The sequence below is a fragment of the Neobacillus ginsengisoli genome, from assembly GCF_030813055.1.
This window is the reverse complement of record NZ_JAUSTW010000006.1, coordinates 318,974-338,517: the sequence shown is the minus strand read 5'-3', so window position 1 is coordinate 338,517 and position 19,544 is coordinate 318,974. Positions and strand designations below refer to the sequence as shown.

Annotated in this window: 15 protein-coding genes; 1 reads left to right on the top strand and 14 read right to left on the bottom strand. The window is 40.3% G+C overall.

Annotation, left to right across the window (positions count from 1 at the left end; all coding sequences use genetic code 11):
* Positions 1-5: 5 nt before the first annotated feature.
* From argF to J2S10_RS19075, 14 genes are all read right to left on the bottom strand, one after another.
* Positions 6-980 (bottom strand): ornithine carbamoyltransferase, encoded by a 975-nt coding sequence (gene argF / locus J2S10_RS19140; RefSeq protein ID WP_307410834.1) that lies wholly within the window; start codon positions 978-980, stop codon positions 6-8.
* Positions 964-4,197 carry a carbamoyl-phosphate synthase (glutamine-hydrolyzing) large subunit gene (gene carB, locus J2S10_RS19135; RefSeq protein WP_307410832.1) on the bottom strand — a complete coding sequence of 1,078 codons (3,234 nt, stop codon included), beginning with the start codon at positions 4,195-4,197 and terminating at the stop codon, positions 964-966. The genes argF and carB overlap by 17 nt, the downstream gene beginning before the upstream one ends.
* On the bottom strand, positions 4,184-5,266 hold the full coding sequence (locus tag J2S10_RS19130; protein WP_307410830.1) for a carbamoyl phosphate synthase small subunit: 1,083 nt from the start codon (positions 5,264-5,266) through the stop codon (positions 4,184-4,186). Before J2S10_RS19130 ends, carB begins: the two co-directional genes overlap by 14 nt.
* A 19-nt stretch (positions 5,267-5,285) precedes the next feature.
* Positions 5,286-6,473 (bottom strand): acetylornithine transaminase, encoded by a 1,188-nt coding sequence (locus J2S10_RS19125; RefSeq protein ID WP_307410827.1) that lies wholly within the window; start codon positions 6,471-6,473, stop codon positions 5,286-5,288.
* Entirely contained in the window at positions 6,473-7,270 is a 798-nt protein-coding gene (argB, locus tag J2S10_RS19120) for an acetylglutamate kinase (RefSeq protein WP_307410824.1), read from the bottom strand. Before argB ends, J2S10_RS19125 begins: the two co-directional genes overlap by 1 nt.
* Before the next feature lie 12 nt (positions 7,271-7,282).
* Positions 7,283-8,503, bottom strand: coding sequence for a bifunctional ornithine acetyltransferase/N-acetylglutamate synthase (argJ, locus tag J2S10_RS19115; protein WP_307410982.1), 1,221 nt, complete (start codon positions 8,501-8,503; stop codon positions 7,283-7,285).
* Positions 8,504-8,578: 75 nt separating this feature from the next.
* Positions 8,579-9,616 (bottom strand): N-acetyl-gamma-glutamyl-phosphate reductase, encoded by a 1,038-nt coding sequence (gene argC, locus J2S10_RS19110; RefSeq protein ID WP_307410821.1) that lies wholly within the window; start codon positions 9,614-9,616, stop codon positions 8,579-8,581.
* A gap of 355 nt (positions 9,617-9,971) precedes the next feature.
* A complete protein-coding gene (gene nikC, locus J2S10_RS19105; protein ID WP_370876240.1) occupies positions 9,972-10,871 on the bottom strand; it encodes a nickel transporter permease in 900 nt (299 codons plus the stop codon).
* A gap of 12 nt (positions 10,872-10,883) precedes the next feature.
* Positions 10,884-11,891: an ABC transporter permease gene (locus J2S10_RS19100; RefSeq protein ID WP_307410819.1), complete on the bottom strand. Its 1,008-nt coding sequence runs from the start codon at positions 11,889-11,891 to the stop codon at positions 10,884-10,886.
* A gap of 96 nt (positions 11,892-11,987) precedes the next feature.
* Positions 11,988-13,601: an ABC transporter substrate-binding protein gene (locus J2S10_RS19095; RefSeq protein WP_307410817.1), complete on the bottom strand. Its 1,614-nt coding sequence runs from the start codon at positions 13,599-13,601 to the stop codon at positions 11,988-11,990.
* A gap of 53 nt (positions 13,602-13,654) precedes the next feature.
* Positions 13,655-14,623, bottom strand: coding sequence for an ABC transporter ATP-binding protein (locus tag J2S10_RS19090; RefSeq protein ID WP_307410814.1), 969 nt, complete (start codon positions 14,621-14,623; stop codon positions 13,655-13,657).
* Positions 14,604-15,617, bottom strand: coding sequence for an ABC transporter ATP-binding protein (locus J2S10_RS19085; RefSeq protein WP_307410812.1), 1,014 nt, complete (start codon positions 15,615-15,617; stop codon positions 14,604-14,606). Before J2S10_RS19085 ends, J2S10_RS19090 begins: the two co-directional genes overlap by 20 nt.
* A gap of 660 nt (positions 15,618-16,277) precedes the next feature.
* A complete protein-coding gene (locus tag J2S10_RS19080) occupies positions 16,278-17,573 on the bottom strand; it encodes an ammonium transporter (RefSeq protein ID WP_307410809.1) in 1,296 nt (431 codons plus the stop codon).
* Positions 17,570-17,983 carry a hypothetical protein gene (locus J2S10_RS19075; protein WP_307410806.1) on the bottom strand — a complete coding sequence of 138 codons (414 nt, stop codon included), beginning with the start codon at positions 17,981-17,983 and terminating at the stop codon, positions 17,570-17,572. Before J2S10_RS19075 ends, J2S10_RS19080 begins: the two co-directional genes overlap by 4 nt.
* Before the next feature lie 266 nt (positions 17,984-18,249).
* On the opposite strand from J2S10_RS19075, the gene J2S10_RS19070 reads away from it, so the two are divergent.
* Positions 18,250-19,494, top strand: a complete 1,245-nt coding sequence (locus J2S10_RS19070) for a WD40/YVTN/BNR-like repeat-containing protein (RefSeq protein ID WP_307410802.1) — start codon at positions 18,250-18,252, stop codon at positions 19,492-19,494.
* The last annotated feature ends 50 nt before the right edge of the window (positions 19,495-19,544 follow it).

The window sequence follows — 19,544 nt, the reverse complement described above, 5'->3', positions numbered from 1 at the left end:
AAATACTATTTTGCTAGTAAAATTTTCAATATTGCTTTTTGTGCATGTAAACGATTCTCTGCCTCATCAAAAACAACGGAATGTGGACCATCAATGATCTTGGAAGTTACTTCTTCACCGCGGTGGGCAGGCAGACAATGTAAAAAGATATAATCATTTTTTGCCTGTTTGCAAAGCTCTTCATTTACTTGGAAGGATTGGAAGTCTTTCAAACGCTTTGCCGTTTCTTCTTCCTGCCCCATACTGGTCCAAACATCCGTGACAACAACATCTGCACCCTTAATCGCTTCTACCGGGTCGTTAGTTATGGTGACAGCTGTACCTTTTGCAGCTTTTTTCGCATTCGCTACGATTATTTCATTAGGCATATATCCTACTGGACTGGCAACGCTGATATCCATTCCAACTTTGACGGCACCTTCGATTAACGAATGGGCCATATTATTATTACCATCGCCAATATAACAAAGCTTTAATCCGGCTAACTTCCCTTTATGTTCAAGGATCGTTAAAAGATCTGCCAATACTTGAGTAGGGTGCTGCAAATCCGTTAATCCATTAATAACCGGAACAGTTGCATAGTTGGCAAATTCCTCAACCGATTCATGTGAAAATGTCCGAATCATTAAGCCATCAACATATCGAGATAGCACTTTTGCCGTATCAGAAATGCTTTCCCCTCTACCCAGTTGAATGTCTTTAGTGCTCAAGAAGATAGCATGGCCTCCAAGCTGAAGCATCCCCACTTCAAATGATACCCTTGTGCGGGTGGATGATTTTTCAAAAATCATCCCTAATACTTTCCCGCTTAAAAACGGATGCGGTGTCCCTTGTTTCTGTAAAGTTTTTAGCTCCTGTGCCGTCTCAAGCAGGTAAAGGATTTCCTCACTGGAAAAATCTGAAAGTTGTAAAAAATCCTTCCCCTTAAGATTATAATGCTTCGTATTTTCGGTTTCGTTATAATTAATTGCTTTTAACATGGACTATCTCACTCACTTCCATTTTGTAATATTCACTCACTGTTCGAACTTCTAGTTTAGTTAGAGACTGTTTTTGCAAGCCCATAATCGCATCGACTGTATCTAAATGTGTAAACACTGGTACATCGAAGCGGGTCGCTTGTTCACGAATATAAAAACCAAATTTAACTTTATTACGTCCCTGATTCGGTATATTGATAACAGCGCTCATTTTTTGATTTCGGAAAAGTTCCATCACATCCTGATCACTTTTCACCACTGTTTCTACCTTAATCCCATTCTCTTGGAAAAATAAAGCTGTTCCTTCTGTGGCTGCAATCTTAATTTGTTTTTTCGCAAGCTCCTGAATGATTGGCAGACTTACTGGTTTTTCCCGATCGGAAATCGAACAAAAAACATAATCCTCACCATCTATTGATTGTAAAGGAAGCGCCTTATTTAAGGCTTCTTGGAAAGTAACGCCTAAGCCTAAAACTTCACCCGTTGATTTCATTTCCGGTCCAAGCACATGGTCGACACCCTTAAGCTTTCTTGAAGAAAATACAGGTGTTTTCACTGAGAAATATTGCGGCTCAGCCAATAGACCTTGTTTCGGGCAAAGATCATCTAAGGTTTCTCCTAACTGTACCCTTGTTGCCCACTCAATCATCGGGATACCTGTCACCTTACTAAGGATTGGTACCGTTCTCGATGAACGAGGGTTTACCTCAAGAACATACACCTGATCCTCATAAATAACGAATTGGATATTCATCATTCCGACAATCGGTGCAGACAATGCAATCCGACTTGCGTAATCAATTAAGGTATCTTTTAAGGCAGTCGATAAGGAAATAGGAGGAAAGATTGAAATACTGTCACCGGAGTGAACTCCTGCTTTTTCAATATGCTCAAAGATCCCTGGAACAACAATTGAATCTCCATCGCAAATGACATCGATCTCGCATTCCAGTCCAGGTATATATCTGTCGACCAATAATGGCCACATGGTAGCTTGTGAGTTATCTTCTAATTGCTTGATATAGCCTCTAAGTTCTTCCTCGTTAAAAATTGTAAACATCGACTGACCGCCGATCACATAGGACGGACGTACCAAAACCGGGTAGCCCAATTTTGCAGCAGCTTCTGCTAATTCCTCGGAATAGGCAACTGTTTCACCTTCAATATGAGGAATATTTAATTTTTCTAGGAGCTGATAGAATTCTTTTCTGTCTTCAAGACGATCTACATTTTCAACTGTCGTACCTAAAATCTTCACGCCTTCTTCTTCTAAAGCATGTGCAAGATTAATAGCTGTTTGCCCGCCAAATTGAATTAATACACCCTCGACCTTCTCTTTTTCAATGACGCGGAGAACGTCTTCGGCAGCAAGTGGTTCAAAGTATAGGCTGTCAGCGATTGAATAGTCGGTACTGACGGTTTCCGGGTTATTATTGATGACAACCGCTTGGTACCCCATTTTCTTAATAGCAAGGGCTGCATGTACGGAGCAATAATCAAATTCAACCCCTTGACCAATTCGAATCGGACCAGAACCAATGACTAGAATCTTTTTTCCTTTTCTTGTTTCAACTTCGTCATACCCATGCCAAGTAGAATAGTAGTATGGGGTAACCGCATCAAATTCTGCTGAACATGTATCCACCATTTTATAGCCCGGTTTCCAATCAAGCTCTTTCCACTTGTTCCGAATTTGCTTTTCAGGAATATCAAAAAGCTGCGATAACAGCTTATCGGAGATATTATTTCGCTTCGCTTCTTTTAGCAGGGAAACAGGGACATCTTCCCATTGATAAGAAGATAATTCCTTTTCTAACTCGACGATTGAGCTAATTTTGTGTAAAAACCATGGATCAATCTGCGTCAATTGCTGAATTTTTTCAAAAGAAATGGCTCTTCTAAAGCTTTCCGCAATCGCAAAAAGCCGTTGGTCATTTGCCTTTTCAAGAAGTACAAACAAGGCTTCCGAATCCAGTGATTGATTTGCTACTGTACAAAGTCCATAAATATTCATTTCCATCGAACGAATCGCCTTATTTAAAGCCCCTTCAAAAGTACGGTCAATAGCCATTACTTCCCCGGTTGCTTTCATTTGCGTTCCTAACGTTCTATCTGCCTCCGGAAATTTGTCAAAAGGAAAACGCGGTAGTTTTACCACAATATAATCAATCGCAGGCTCAAAGGAAGCAAAGGTATTACCTGTTATTGGATTCACAATCTCATCCAAATGATATCCAATTGAACACTTCGCAGCCATCCTTGCAATCGGGTAACCTGTTGCTTTTGATGCTAGGGCCGATGAACGGCTGACCCGTGGATTAACCTCAATAATGCAATACTGGTTTGAAAACGGATTAAGAGCAAACTGAATATTGCAGCCGCCAATAATCCCTAATTCTCTAATTACTTTAATAGAAGAATCACGTAGCATCTGATATTGAACATCAGTCAATGTTTGTGAAGGGGCAACAACGATTGAATCACCCGTATGAACGCCAACCGGGTCCATATTTTCCATATTACAAACAATAATACACGTATCATTTGCATCTCTCATGACTTCATATTCAATTTCTTTCCAGCCCTTAATGCTTCTTTCAACTAATACCTGATGAATCGGGCTTGCAGCTAACCCCTTCTTCAACACAACTTCCAGATCCACATCATTGTATGCGAAGCCTCCGCCATCCCCGCCAAGTGTATAGGCCGGACGGATAATGACCGGATAGCCAATTTCTTTTACAAAACGGACACCATCCTCAAAGCTATGAATAATCATTGATTCAGGGATTGGCTCACCGATTTGTATCATTAAATTACGGAATTTTTCCCGATCCTCACCATTTTTTATTGATTCCACAGACGTTCCTAACAACTCTACATTGTACTTTTGCAAAATCTGTAGTTCATAAAGCTGAACCGTTAAATTCAAACCAGTTTGACCGCCAAGTGTTCCAATAATTCCGTTCGGTCTTTCTTTTTTGATGATTTCTTCAATGGTTTCAACATTAAGGGGTTCTATATATACTTTATCAGCAATTGTTTCATCGGTCATGATGGTGGCCGGGTTATTATTGATTAACACAACTTCTATACCCTCTTCTTTTAGGGCAATACAAGCTTGCGTTCCGGCATAATCAAATTCCGCCGCCTGCCCAATGACAATCGGGCCTGACCCGATCACAAGTACTTTTTTTAGTTTTTTATTTAACGGCATAAACTGTCTCTCCCAATGAAGTAATCTGGCTCACAAATTCTGTTAAAATATGAGCAGTATCGCTCGGACCCGGGTGTGCTTCCGGATGAAATTGTACCGTCTGGATTGGGTAGTGATGGTGTTTTAAACCTTCAATCGACTTATCATTAACATTACGGTATGTTACATCAAAGATCGTACTATCGATACTTTCGTCCACGACAACGTATCCATGATTTTGAGCGGTAATTTTCACCTTGCCTGTCATTAATTCTTTGACAGGATGATTGCCGCCGCGATGTCCATAGGCGAGTTTTTCTGTTTTCGCACCATATGAAAGGGCGATTAACTGATGACCCAAGCAAATTCCAAGGGTTGGGTAGTACCGTGTAATTTTTTTAATTTCAGGAAACCATTGTTTTAATTCCATCGGGTCGCCTGGCCCATTACTAAGCAGGACACCATCAGGAGCTAATGCTTTTATTTTTTCAAAGGAAGTATTAAATGGCACAATCGTAACGGCACAATTTTCTTCTAAAAGAGCGTTCAGAATTGATTTTTTATATCCGAAATCCATTAGGACAACATGGGGACCATTGTTTTTGAAAAACTGAATTTTTTTCGTTGATACTTTTTCCACCCAAGCTTGTGCTGTTTCCTTTGTTGATAAGAATTCTTTTTCAACATTGCTTTTGCTTAAAAAGCCTTTTACCGTTCCGCGGCTACGGATGGTTTTTACTAATAGACGTGTATCCACACCGGCAATTCCCGGAACTCCAGCAGATTTTAATTTTTCGGAAAATTTATTAATCGATTGATAATGGCTTGGTGTTTCACAAAGATCACCGATGATTACCCCTAATAATGCAGGGTTGATGCTTTCATCATCCATTGCATTAATGCCATAGTTTCCGATAATCGGATAGCAAAAAGTAATAATTTGCCCAGCATACGAAGGGTCTGTAATAATCTCTTGATACCCCGTCATACTCGTATTAAAAACAACTTCTCCCAGGGAATCCTGTTTTGCGCCAATCAGTACGCCTTCAAACACTTCACCGGTTTCCAAAGTAAGGTATCCTTGTTCCAAAACACTCACTCGCCTTTCGTTACATACTTTGGAAAACTATTTCCATCGTAGCTTTAAATTTGTTTATTTCTTCTTTTGATGCGGTTAATGGCGGTAGGATCCGGACAACATCAGGCCCTGCTGTTAATAGTAGTAATTGGTTTGCTAATGCTTTTTGAACAATTTGCGGAGCATTCCCATCTACAACCAATCCTTTTAGCAGCCCTTTACCGCGAATTTCTTTTATCTGAGGAAAGTTTTCCTTTAAATTTTGAAGCTGTGTATCTAAATAGGCTGAAATTTCTTTTACCTGTTTTAATAGATTACTTTCAACTATATGTGAAACCGTCGCGACTCCTGCGGCAGTCGCCAGCGGATTCCCGCCAAAGGTACTTCCGTGGCTGCCCGGTTCAAATGCATTTGCCGCTTTTTCTTTAGCAATTATCGCCCCAATCGGAAATCCTGAGCCAAGGCCCTTGGCAATGCTGATGACATCCGGTTCAATCGAGTATTGCTCGTAGGCAAATAATGTACCGGTTCTGCCCATCCCTGTTTGGATTTCATCGACCATCAAGAGAATATCATTTTGTTCACAAATCTGCGCCAATTTTTCCACCCACTCCGGCTCTGCCGGAATGACACCGCCTTCTCCTTGAACTAGTTCAAGCAAAACAGCAGCTGGTTTGAGTGTAAGAATCTGATCTAACGCATCCATATCATTAAACGGCAAATAGCTGAATCCTTGCACTAACGGCAAAAAGCCTTGCTGAATCTTTTCCTGGCCTGTTGCCGATAGGGTTGCTAATGTTCTTCCGTGAAAGGATTGCTTAAAGGTGACTACCTCAAAGGAATCTGTTCCTTTTATTTTTTGTGAATATCTTCTCGCCAGTTTTATCGCTGCCTCATTGGCTTCGGCACCGCTGTTGCAAAAGAAAACTTGGTCTCCACAGGTGTTCGCAGTCAGTAGTGATGCAAGCTGCTCTTGATTAGGGATGTGATAAAGGTTCGAACAATGCCATAAGTTTTGTAATTGTTCTTCCAGTTTTTCTTTTACAACATCGGGAACATGCCCTAAGTTACAAGTGGCAATTCCTGAAGTGAAATCTAATAATTGATTACCTTGATCGTCCCACACATAACTTCCTTTTCCCTTCACTAATGTGATAGGGAATCTTCCATAGGTTGCCATGAGTGGTGATGTCAGAGAGATGGAAGTGTCGTTTGCCATTACGCTATCTCCTCTTCTAAAACAATTTTTGTTCCAATTGCCTTGCCGTTCGAATAATCTATCAGACTATTTTTATCAAATCCGTTAATAATCCCGACTTCCGGAATTTTATGAACAAGCCCGTCAATTGCCGCAGTTACTTTCGGAAGCATCCCGCCATAAATCGTTTGATTGTCAATCAATTCTTCGACTTTTGCCTTTGTTACTATATCGAGTTTTTCCTTTTTGCCATTCTGTTCAACTAAAATCCCTGGAATATCACTGATAAAGCAAAGATTTGCACTTAAAGCCTTGGCAATGGCAGATGCAGCAATATCTCCGTTAATGTTGTACCGCTGCCCGCCGGTGTCAATACCAATTGGTGATATCACCGGTATATATCCTTGAGAGATAATTCCATCTATCACTTCTTTGTTTACTTCAACTACTTCTCCCACAAAACCTAATGTTTCTGAATCATCGCTCGGTTTTGCTTTTAACAATGTCCCATCCACACCGCTAACACCGAATGCATTTCCGCCTACTTCAACAATGTTCCTTACAACTTGTTTATTAACCGAACCGCTTAGCACCATTTCTACAACATCTAAAACTTCATGATTGGTTACTCTAAGACCATTCACGAAGGTGGTTTCGACATTTAAATTATTTAGTAATCCCGTAATAAGGGGACCTCCGCCATGGACTAGGACTGGAGTCCATTCTCCCGATTCATGAATTTTAACTAAATCCTCATAAAATGATCTTGGCAGATTTTCTAACACACTTCCTCCACACTTAATGACTAAATATTTCATCATGCTCCTCCTTTAAGTGCGGTAGGATGCGTTGATTTTTACGTAATCATATGTTAGATCGCATCCCCATGCTGTTGCACTGTACTTTCCTTGGTTTAACTCAACAAAAATTTGTATTGTCTCAAGCTCTAAATATTCTTTTACTTCCTCTTCCACTATCGGACTAGGCAAGCCGTTTTCAAATACTAGGAATGGTCCAATTGCTACTTTTATTGCATTTGGCTCAACAGGTACTCCGCTATAACCGATTGCTGAAACGATTCTTCCCCAGTTTGGGTCTGTTCCGTAAATAGCCGTTTTTACGAGATTGGAAGAGATAATCGCTTTTCCTACTGCTCTTGCTGCGTCTGAGCCGTATGCGCCGTTGACTTGGACTTCGATAAGCTTTGTAGCCCCTTCACCATCTTTAGCAATTTTTTTAGCAAGTGACTCACAGACTACTTTAAATCCATCCACAAATAAGTCCCAATCTGGATGGTCTTTTGTAAGCTGATTATTCTCAGCCATTCCATTTGCCATGACTAAAACCATATCGTTAGTGCTAGTGTCGCCGTCGACGGTAATCATATTGAATGTTTGGTTGGTAATTTCCTTTAATGCAAGCAGTAGATCATCGTAGGCAATATTGGCATCAGTTGTAACAAACCCAAGCATCGTTGCCATGTTCGGATGGATCATTCCTGATCCTTTGGCCGCACCGCCAATGCTTACCGTTTTTCCGTCAATTTTTACTTGTACGGCAATTTGCTTAATGCAAGTGTCTGTTGTTAGAATGGCTTGTTTGAAATTGGCTGCATTTTCATATTCAGGTTGAAGGATTTGTTTAATTCCTGCATTTAGTTTATCCATCGGCAGCAGTTCTCCAATTACACCTGTTGAAGTGACTGCTACGAGGTGTTCCATGATGCCTAACTCGTAAGCAAATTCCTTTTGCATCTCAAATGCATCAAGTAATCCTTGCTCCCCTGTGCAAGCATTCGCATTCCCGGAATTAACAAGTATCGCTTGAACTTTATTTTCTTTGGCAATACTTTCTTGTGTTACTAAGAGTGGTGCTGCTTGAAATATATTGGTTGTGTATACACCTGCTGCTACAGCTGGAACTTCAGATACAATATAACCTAGATCAAGCTTTTTTCTTTTAATTCCACAGTGTATTCCACCTGCTTTGAAACCTTTTGGCAAGGTTACACTTTCTTCTTCAAGAATTACGATTTCTTTACTCGTTGTCATTGGCGTCAATCTAGTTTCCTCCTTTAAAGTTCCCTGTGCTCATATTTCCAAGCTAGCTAACTAGCAATTTATTTATTATGGATATAATGGTAAATCATCGAGACCTGCCCGTTCATCCCAGCCATTCATCAAATTAGCGTTTTGAATTGCTTGGCCTGCAGCCCCTTTAACTAGATTGTCGATTACTGATATGATGGTTAATCTGTTGGTCCGTGGGTCAACGTGTAAACCGATATCGCAATAATTGCTGCCCAGAACCTCTTTTGTTGCTGGAATAGTTCCTGGTTTTCTAATCCTTACGAAAGGATTTTTTTCGTAAAATTGCGTGTATAATTGAACTGCTTGCTCGGTAGAAATATTTTCTTTTAAGTTTACATAGGTCGTGCACATGATACCTCTTGTCATCGGTACAAGATGGGTAGTGAATGTTATCGTAATCTGGGTTCCCGTCTCATCCTGAAGCACTTGCTCAATTTCCGGAATATGTTGATGTGCCCCCAGCTTATATGCTTTTAAATTTTCGTTTATTTCCGCATAATGTGATGTTAATGAAAGTCCCCTTCCTGCACCTGAAACCCCGGATTTGGCGTCAATAATGATAGATTTATTATCTGCCAAATTAGTTTTTACAATTGGCAAAAGACCAAGTGTGGATGCAGTTGGGTAACAGCCTGGATTAGCAATCAATTTAGCGGACCTTATTTTTTCCGTATAAATTTCGCTTAATCCATAGGTTGCTTGTTTTAAATAGCTTTCATCTGCCGGTGAATGCTTATACCATAATTCATATTCTTCAGTGGACCTAAGCCGAAAATCCCCTGAAAGATCTATACATTTAATGCCGTTATCTAAAAGTTTCGGAATAAGATTGCTGCTTACCCCGGAAGGAGTAGCAAGAAAAACTATGTCGTTTTTTTCACTTAAGTTACTGGCATCAAAATCTTCCATACGCTGTTCGATTATTCCTGTAAGGTGTGGATAGGTTTGACTAAAACTGTTCCCAGCCTGAGAGTTGGAAACAATTGTGCCTAATTCCATATAAGGATGCTTATTAATTAATCGAATTAGCTCGACAGAGCCGTAGCCTGTTCCTCCAACTATCGAAGCTTTCATTTTTTCCATCTCCTACGTTGCATATATAATGAATTATTATACTTTCGAATTAATAATTATTCAATAGAAAAATGAACTAATTTTCTGTTAAAAGAGAAAATAAGCCATATTTTAATTGAAAACGCTTACAATTATAAACTCATTAACTTACTAAATTTATACATTTTGTTGCATAAAAAAGAAAGAACTATTGAATTAAGTTCTCCCTCAAGTTACTATTTTTATAAAAACCCTCTAATTCATAGAGTTACAAAATTAACCATACCTTAGTTATCCTTCTTAAGGAAAAAGTTTTATTATAAATCCTTTTCGTTTCCTTGAATTAAAATAAGAGACCCACTACGGGTCTCCGATGTTATTGTTTCATTTTCGGATCAAGAACGTCCCTCAATCCATCGCCCATTAAATTAAATCCTAATACCGTCAGCATGATCGCGATCCCCGGGAAAAATAATGTCCACGGTGCTTGTACGAGATATTGCTTTGAATCAGATAGCATTTTCCCCCACTCAGGAGTTGGTGCCTGTGCACCTAATCCAAGGAATCCTAATGCCGCAGCCTCGATGATTGCAGTTGCAATTGCCAAAGTTGCCTGGACAATAACCGGTGAGATGCTATTTGGCAAGATATGACGGAAAAGAATACGGGTATCTTTCATTCCAACAGCACGTGCTGCCATGATATATTCTTCCTGTTTTACACTAAGCACTTTCGAACGGACAAGCCTTCCAAAGTTAGGGATATTGATAATAGCAATTGCAATCAGTGCATTTTGAAGTGACGGTCCCAAAATAGCCACTACCGCAATCGCCAAAAGAATGCTCGGAAACGCTAGCATGATATCAAAGCAGCGAGAAATAATCGCGTCCACCCAGCGGCCGTAATACCCGGCTACAATTCCCAATAAAGTCCCAAGAATTACAGAACCTAACACAGAGAAAAAACCAACCCATAACGATATTCTTGCACCATATAGGATCCTTGAAAAAATATCACGGCCGAAATCATCTGTGCCAAACCAATGCTTGCCTGATGGCGCCTGTAGCCTTTCGACCAAATTTTGATCTGTAGAACTGTAGGGAGCAACCGATGGGGCAATAAACGCTAATAGAATAAAAAAGATAACAATTCCAAGACCGACTAAAGCGAGCTTGTTTTTGCAAAAAGACTGCCATGCTTCCTTCCAGGGAGGTGTGAGCTCTTCTTCAACATTTACCGTCGTGATATTTGCCGTATTTTTTACAAGTTCAGCCACATTAGATCCCTCCTATTTACTATATTTAATCCTTGGGTCAACCACGACATATAAAAGGTCGACAATCAAGTTAATCAATACAAAGATTGCAGCAATGATCAAGATTCCCGACTGAATAACAGGGTAATCGCGGTATCCAATTGCGTCATATAAATATCTTCCAATACCCGGCCATCCAAAAATGGTTTCCGTTAAGATGGCGCCTCCCAGAAGAAGACCCACTTGCAAACCGATAATGGTAAGAACAGGGATGACTGCATTTTTTAAGGAATGCTTGTACACTACCCAGAACATCCTTAATCCTTTTGCTCTTGCTGTTCGGATATAATCTGATTTCATTACCTCTAGCATTGTGGAACGGGTCATCCTTGCGATAATCGCCATTGGAATTGTAGCAAGAGCAAAGCTTGGTAAAACCAGATGCTGAACAACTGCGCCAAATTGATCAAATCTTCCCTGCAACAGTGTATCTATCAAATAAAGGTTAGTGATTGCCGAGACGGGATCCCTGACATCCTCCCTTCCGGTAGTCGGAAACCATCCTAAGTGGATAGAAAATGCCCATTGCTCCATTAAGCCTAGCCAGAAAATCGGCAGCGACACTCCCACAAGAGCAAGTATCATCGCAACATAATCAAACCACGATTTGGAGAACCAGGCACTGATAATCCCCGCATTCACTCCAACGACGACAGCAATCAACATTGCAACAACGGTAAGTTCAATTGTTGCTGCTAAATAGGGCCAAATTTCCGTATTGATCGGACCCCTTGTCCGCATTGAAGTTCCCAAATCCCCATGAAGGAGTGCTTTAATATAGTCAAAATATTGTATGTACCAAGGTTTATCTAATCCTAATTGTTGAGTTAATGCAGCCACTGCTTCTTTCGTTGCCCTTTGTCCGAGTATCACTTGTGCAGGGTTCCCGGGAATGGCATGGATAATCGCAAAAACAACAAGAGTCATACCAATTAATACCGGTATTAACGAAAATACACGGCGGACCGAATATGTAAACAAGTAAGCTCACCTCTTTTTCAAAACATATATAGTAAATACCGAGAGTTCCTTTTTACTAACAAAAGGGGAGGCAAAGCTCCCTCCCCCTTTAACTAGTTAGTTTTTAAATTCAACATTGCTTAAAAGATCAGAACCGGTTGGGTGCGGCAAGTAATTGATAACGTCTTTAGATGCTGCCAATAGCGGAGTTGAGTGAACAAGCGGAACCCATGGAGCATCATCGTGGATGATGACTTGAGCTTGCTTGTATAGATCATTACGCTTAGCTTGATCAGTTTCAGTCTGCGCTTTAATTAAAATGTCATGTAACTGGTCGCTGCTGTATCGGGAATAGTTATTAGCTCCAATGCTGTCTTTGTCGAGCAGTGTATATAAGAAGTTATCAGGATCTCCATTGTCTCCTGTCCAACCTAGCATATAGGCATCAAAATCGCCCTTTGCTGCATTCTGCAAGTAAGTAGCCCAGTCAACAGTTTGAATTTTAGCTTTAACACCGATTTTAGCGAAGCTTGCCTGGATAACCTCAGCAACCTTCATTCCTTCAGGCATATACGGACGAGCTACAGGCATAGCCCATAAATTCATGCTAAATCCATTTGGATAACCTGCTTGTGCCAATAATTGTTTCGCCTTCTCCAAATCATATGGATAAGCATCAACTGCATCGTCATATCCTTCAATGGAAGGAGGCATTGGGTTTTTGGCAGCAACTGCCTGACCGCCGTAGAATGCGTCGATAATTGATTTTTTATCAACTGCATAGTTAAGAGCTTCACGGACAAGCTTGTTGTCAAATGGTTTACGAGTTACGGTGAAACCTAAATAGCCTACATTCATGGATGGGCGCTTGATAACTTGAAGTTTGTCGTTAGCCTTAACGGTAGCCTCATCTGAATTGTTTAGACCGTCCATCACATCAATTTCGCCATTTGAAAGGGCATTAAGTCTTGCTGTGTTTTCAGGAATAACACGGAAAATAACTTTGTTTAACTTAGGTAAGCCTTTTTGCCAGTAATTAGGGTTCTTTTCAAGAGTAATCCGGTCATTTTGCTTCCACTCAACGAATTTGAATGGTCCGGTACCGACAGGATTTTCTCTGAATTTGTCGCCATATTTCTTAACAGCTGTTGGGCTTGCAATCCCAAATGCAGACATTGCCAAGTTTTTAAGGAACGGTGCCTGTGGTCTTTTTAATACAAACTGGACTGTATTTGTATCCAGTGCTTTTACTTCTTTGATAACATGTCCATCATCTTTTTTATATCCGCCAAACATTGTGTAATAAGGGAATTGCTTCTCGTCACCGTTCATCCAGCGATCGAAGTTAAATACGACCGCATCTGCATTGAAGTCTGTGCCATCCTGGAATTTTACTCCCTGGCGAAGGTGGAAGGTGTAAGTCAGACTATCCGCAGAAACATCCCACTTTTCAGCAAGTCCCGGATGTAAAGTTGTATCCTGGTCTCCATAATTTACAAGTGTTTCAAAAATGTTTTTCGTAACCTTAAAGGTTTCTCCTTCAGTTGAAGTAATTGGGTCTAGAGATGTGGAGTCACCGCCGCGGCCGTATACAAGTGTATCTTTTTTCGGCGTACTGCTAGACTTTGAATCGCCATTAGTTGAAGTCTTGCTAGATTGGCTACTGCAGCCTACAAGGAACATGCTGATAGCCAGAATTGAAATCAAAAGCAATTTCATTGTTCTCTTCATGAGCTCTTTTTCCCCCATTTTCTCTTATTATTTTTTATCATAAACGCAGCATCTTACTCGTTATACAAGTGACATGCCACATAATGACCATTGAGATTACGCTCCTCAGGCCTAGTCGTTTTGCAAATATCCATGCATTGTGAGCATCTTGTATGGAATGCACAACCGGATGGAGGATTTGCAGGGCTTGGAAGTTCACCCTGGATTAAAATTGTTTCCCTTTTGATATCAGGGTCCGGTATCGGCACCGCCGAAAGGAGTGCCTTGGTATACGGGTGCTTAGGGTTATCATAAAGCTCTTCACTTTCAGCTAATTCTATTAATCTGCCTAAATACATCACACCAACACGATCGCTTATGTGACGGACTACCCCTAAATCATGAGCAATGAATATGTATGTTAGCTGAAATTCCTTTTGAATATCTTTCATAAGGTTAAGTACTTGAGCCTGGATGGAAACATCAAGTGCTGATACAGGTTCATCAGCTATAATTAGTTTCGGTTTCGTCATCAACGCTTTTGCAATCCCAATCCGTTGACGCTGCCCGCCGCTGAATTGGTGTGGATACCGCCTTGCATGGTAGCTGCTTAAGCCTACTACCTCGAGCATCTCTCTCACTTGTTTCCTTCGTTCCTCTTTCGTTCCTATTCCATGTACAATAAGAGGTTCTTCAAGAATCTGTTCAACGGAATGCCGCGGATTTAACGAAGCATATGGATCTTGAAACACCATTTGGATATCTCTGCGGGTTCTTCGTAACTCCGACTTTGACATGCTCGTAATCTCTTTATCCTCAAAAACAATCTTTCCTTCACTTGCTTCTATTAATCTCATAAGGAGCCTGCCTGTTGTAGACTTCCCACAACCGCTTTCACCTACGATTCCCAATGTCTCGCCTTTTTTGACGTAGAAGGAGACATCGTCAACCGCTTTCACTTCACCTTTTTTGCCGCCTAGTAGGCCACCCGTAATCGGGAAATATTTTTTCAGACCATTTACCTCAAGAAGTAACTCCGGCATGTTGGTCACTCCCCTCTTTAACTGCATGTAAGAAACATCGAACCACATGCCCTAATTTTTCTGTTTTATATAGAGCCGGGGTATCTTCATGGCATTGACCAAAGGATTCTGCACATCTTGCAGCAAATCTGCAGCCCTTTTTAATGGTTCCGGGTGCCGGTACGCTTCCGGGAATACTGTATAGACGGTCCTTTTTCCCTCTTAAATCCGGAACAGATCTCAGAAGTCCCTTGGTATAAGGATGCTGCGGATCTTTCAGGATGGTCTTAACGTCTCCCTGTTCGACGATTTGTCCGGAATACATAACAATAACCCGTTCACATATTTCCGCAACTACTCCTAAATCATGGGTGATTAGAATGATGGATGTGTCTGTTTTTTTATTCAAGTCCTTCATTAGCGCAAGGATTTGCGCCTGAATGGTAACATCAAGTGCGGTTGTCGGCTCGTCCGCAATTAACACTTTAGGATTGCAAGCCATTGCCATCGCAATCATAACCCGTTGCCGCATTCCGCCGGATAACTGATGCGGATACTCTTGAAGGATTCCTTCCGCCCGTGGAATTCCAACCAATCTTAGCAATTCAATACTCCGGACCTTTACTTCCGCCTTAGAAAGTTTTGTATGTAGAGAGATAGCTTCCTTAAGCTGATTTCCTATCGTAAACAATGGATTCAATGATGTCATGGGTTCTTGGAAAATCATTGAAATCTGATTTCCTCGAATTTTTCGCCAGTCCTTTTCGGATAAACCCGTTAAATCTTTTCCGTCAAAAATGATTTCACCTTTTTCGATTTTACCCGGCGGAGAAGGTATTAGACCCATAGCAGTTAAGGAGGTGACACTTTTCCCGCTGCCGGATTCGCCAACAATCCCTAAAATTTCGCCTTTTTTCAGTTCAAAACTTATTCCATCAACAGCGGGAACGGATTTTTTCCCTGATTGGAATGCAACCTTCAAGTCATTAATTTGTAGAATAGGTTGATTACTCACATTTACACCTACCTGAAATTTTAATTATTTTAAATTCCCCTGCTTCATATAATATCATAATATAATAAATTTTAAGATTATTATGACACATTAAAATATTCAGTTTTGTCATTTTTTGTCGAATGAATAAAAATTTTTTTTAGATAAATTAGTCTTATCTGCTTTAAAGCGTTAATTCGACATAGTTTCTTATATGCCATTTATAAAATTTTACTTTTTACGGATTATAAAAAAGTTATTTCAATGTAAAAAAATAGGCTGATTTCATTTCAGCCTACCCTTTTAAATATTATTGATGTACTCTTCTATATTTATAAATCTTCCAAAGTTCTCGTGTGGGGCTATGTCTTCAATTTATCGATAAAAAAAAGCACTCTTATGAATGCTCAGATTGTCGAGAAAGGATATTTTTCTCGGCAATCTTTTATCTTGTCTGAATCTAAATTACCGATTTTTTATTAAAATATTGTCTCTGCTAACTGGCCTGTTGATTTCCGCTCCGGGCACTCGCTTTCCGTGGGGAGGTCCTGGAGCGCAAATCAACAGACTTGTTGAAAAACCTATATATTAATAATATTATAACAAATTAACGCGGTGAAATGTTAAAGGAAATGGATAAAATAAAAGGCTATCGAAAGTTTTTCGACAGCCTGAGCACTCCTATGAGTGCTTTGAGTGCTTAAAAGTTGCTTTTTCTTGATTGGCAAAATAATCTTCTACATTGATAAATTCCGGAGAAGTATGTGTCGCCATGATTCCATGATAACTAATATCCAAGCCAACTTCCTCTTCATCGTCGGTTGCGCGAATAGGAACCCATAAATTAATAACCTTTAATCCTATCCACGTTAATAAAAATCCCCAGGAACATAAAACAACTAGACCCAAAAATTGTACCCCCAATAAGTGCCATCCGCCTCCAGTGAAGAGTCCGCCCTTTGTGGCGAATAAGCCCACAGCTATTGTACCCCATATACCTGAAACAGCATGTACTGGAAATGCTCCAACCGGATCATCGATTTGTTTGGCTTCTAACCAATTCGTAGCAGCCATCATCAACAAACCGGATATGATGCCAATTAAAATGGCCGACTGATCACTGACAAATGCACATCCCGCAGTAATTCCTACCAGACCGGCAAGGGAACCATTAATGACTGATGGCGCATCAGATCGACCGTAACGGAATAGGGTGTAAATCAAGGTAGCAGCTCCACCTGCTGCTGCGGATAGCATTGTCACAATAGCGATATGACCGATACGCACATCTGTCGCAGTTAAAGTGCTTCCCGCATTAAATCCAAACCAGCCGAACCATAATAAAAAGGCTCCTACTGATGCAAGCGGTAAATTACTTGGCAAGGCAATGGATGAGCCTTCCTTAGAAGTAAATTTCCCCTTTCTGGGACCAATCAGGATCGCAGCTGCTAACGCTGAAAAGCCTCCCAATGCGTGAATAACAGCAGAACCGGCAAAATCCTCCATACCCAGCTTTCCTAACCAGCCTCCGCCCCATACCCAATGGCCGGCAATTGGATAGATAAGCGCGGTCATTAATATGACATAAAGCAGATAGGCGCGAAAATTAATCCTTTCTGCGACTGCACCGGAAACAATTGAAATGACAGCAATCACGAAGGCTGCTTGGAATAACCAAAAAGTATCAGATGAAATAGATAAATGTAAGTAAGAAAAATTGCCTTTTAGCATAAATCCATTCTTACCGATTATCCCAAAATAATCAGCACCGTACATTAATGCAAAGCCAATTAAATAATAACAAAGCGTTCCAATAGTGATATCAGCAAAAACTTTCATAATAATGTTTACGCTATTTTTCGAGCGGACAAATCCCGCTTCGAGCAGTGCGAAGCCGCCTTCCATTAAAAGAATCATTGCTGCTGTTAGCACTACCCATATTGTGTCCAGGCCGGAATGTAAGGCTTGAATGGTCATTGGTGGGATCCCCCCGATTCCTTCAATTGTTTGATATCTTCGACAATGTCATGTGGTAATATTAGCTGTTCTTGCTCAGGTTCTTTTTCTACCAAATCTATAATTCTATCTAATTCAATTATGCGTTTTTTAATTTCTTCAATCGTACTTAATCTTTGTTTTACATTTACAAGGTATTCAACTGCTTGATGATGGCTCGGAGGACGGCCTGTAAAAAATTTTTTAATGGCAGGTAAGGATTGATACCAAGCTTCATGAGTTCTTCTTTTTTCCTCGTATTTAATAATTTTATCCTTTATAAGAAGAACTTCGTTTTCCTTTTGATCCTTTATTTTCTGCAATATTTTCACTATTTCTTCTGATGCAAAACTAAATATTATAGCATGATAAAATTCATCCACAACAACCATGTCATATCTCCTCACATCAAATGTTACTTTTCCTGATTATATGGAGAATTTTGATTTTAGTCAACTGATTTTTCTGGAAATTAAATTAATAAAATTAGATGATGATAGATAAATTAACATGGCATTAAGTTTTTAAACTTAAATATAGATGTACTGAAGGCAGCAATATTAAAAAAGTTAGCATACTTGCATTTAGGCAAAGCAAAGTGTAACTCTCTTGAATAAAATAAGTCTAATGTTAAAAATAAATAAATGGGAGGAACAATATGTTGAAAAATAAGATCATGATCATGTTTTTAGGTCTTTCGGTTGTACTTGCCGGATGCGGATTCCGAGACAGCCAAAATGCGAGTCAAACGAGTAATGTAACCACAGAAAGTAACAAGCAAGCCAGTCAGCAAACAGCCAATTCAAACTCTTCATCAAAAAATACAAATGTCGGTTCGAGTCCATCTTCCGGAACATCAACGAATTCCAGTAAAACGCCCCCAAATTCACCGACTATCCCAGCACCCGGAGATATTAATATGAGCATGGTCACCGCTGTTAGATTAGCCGATTTCAATACAGGATGGGTCGGCGGTAACGGCTGGATCGCAAAAACAACTTCCGAAGGAAAAAAATGGGCGGTTGTTTATCATGGAAGCGGAACAGTTCAGCAAATATTTGCGCTAAATCATTCAGATGTATGGGTTACTATGAACCAAGGCGCTACGAATTCAAGGCTGCTGCAATCCGGTGATGGCGGCCTTCACTGGGTGATAGTCGGAACAACACCAAATAATGCTTATCTTCATTTCACTTCAAAAACTACTGCTCTTAGTGGAAATGACTTTTCACAAGATGGCGGGAAAACATGGCATTCACTGCCAACACCTAAAAACATGGTCGGTGACGCCTATTTTCACGATGTGAAAAATGGTTGGGCGGTAACCCAAAGTAATAACGTATTTTATGTTAAAAGAACGATAGATGGCGGAAAATCGTGGAAAACTGTTATAACCAAAACTCTTTTATCCCCTCTAGCTGGAGCGTTAATTCGCTCGGCAGGAACGAATGATGCTTGGATTGAACTAATCGGTGGTACCGGAATGACGCAAACCTCTTACTCCGTTTTCCATACAACCGATGGTGGAAACTCATGGAAGACAGTCATAGCTAATTCCACTGCAGGCGGCGGACCGGCACCTGGATTTAGCCAAGAGTATAATAAAGGACCTTTCAATAAAGGGTCGAAACCCGGACCTCTTTATGTAATAAATCCACAAGTAGCTTTCATGGGTGGTTCATGCCCTGCCTGCGATAAGCAGAATTCCATTGGATGGACGAAAGATGGAGGAAAAACATGGGTGAATAGCAACGTGACGTTAGAAGGCTATGGTGAAGCTTATTTAGCGATGGCAGATGCGAATCACGGTTGGTGGATCACTACTGAAAATTCAAAACCAAGTGCGATGTATACCACATTAGATGGCGGCATTCACTGGAAGCAAGTTCATATTTTTCACTAACTGAATGTAGTATGATATCAGATTTAGCTTTTTTATAAACTCACTAAGTA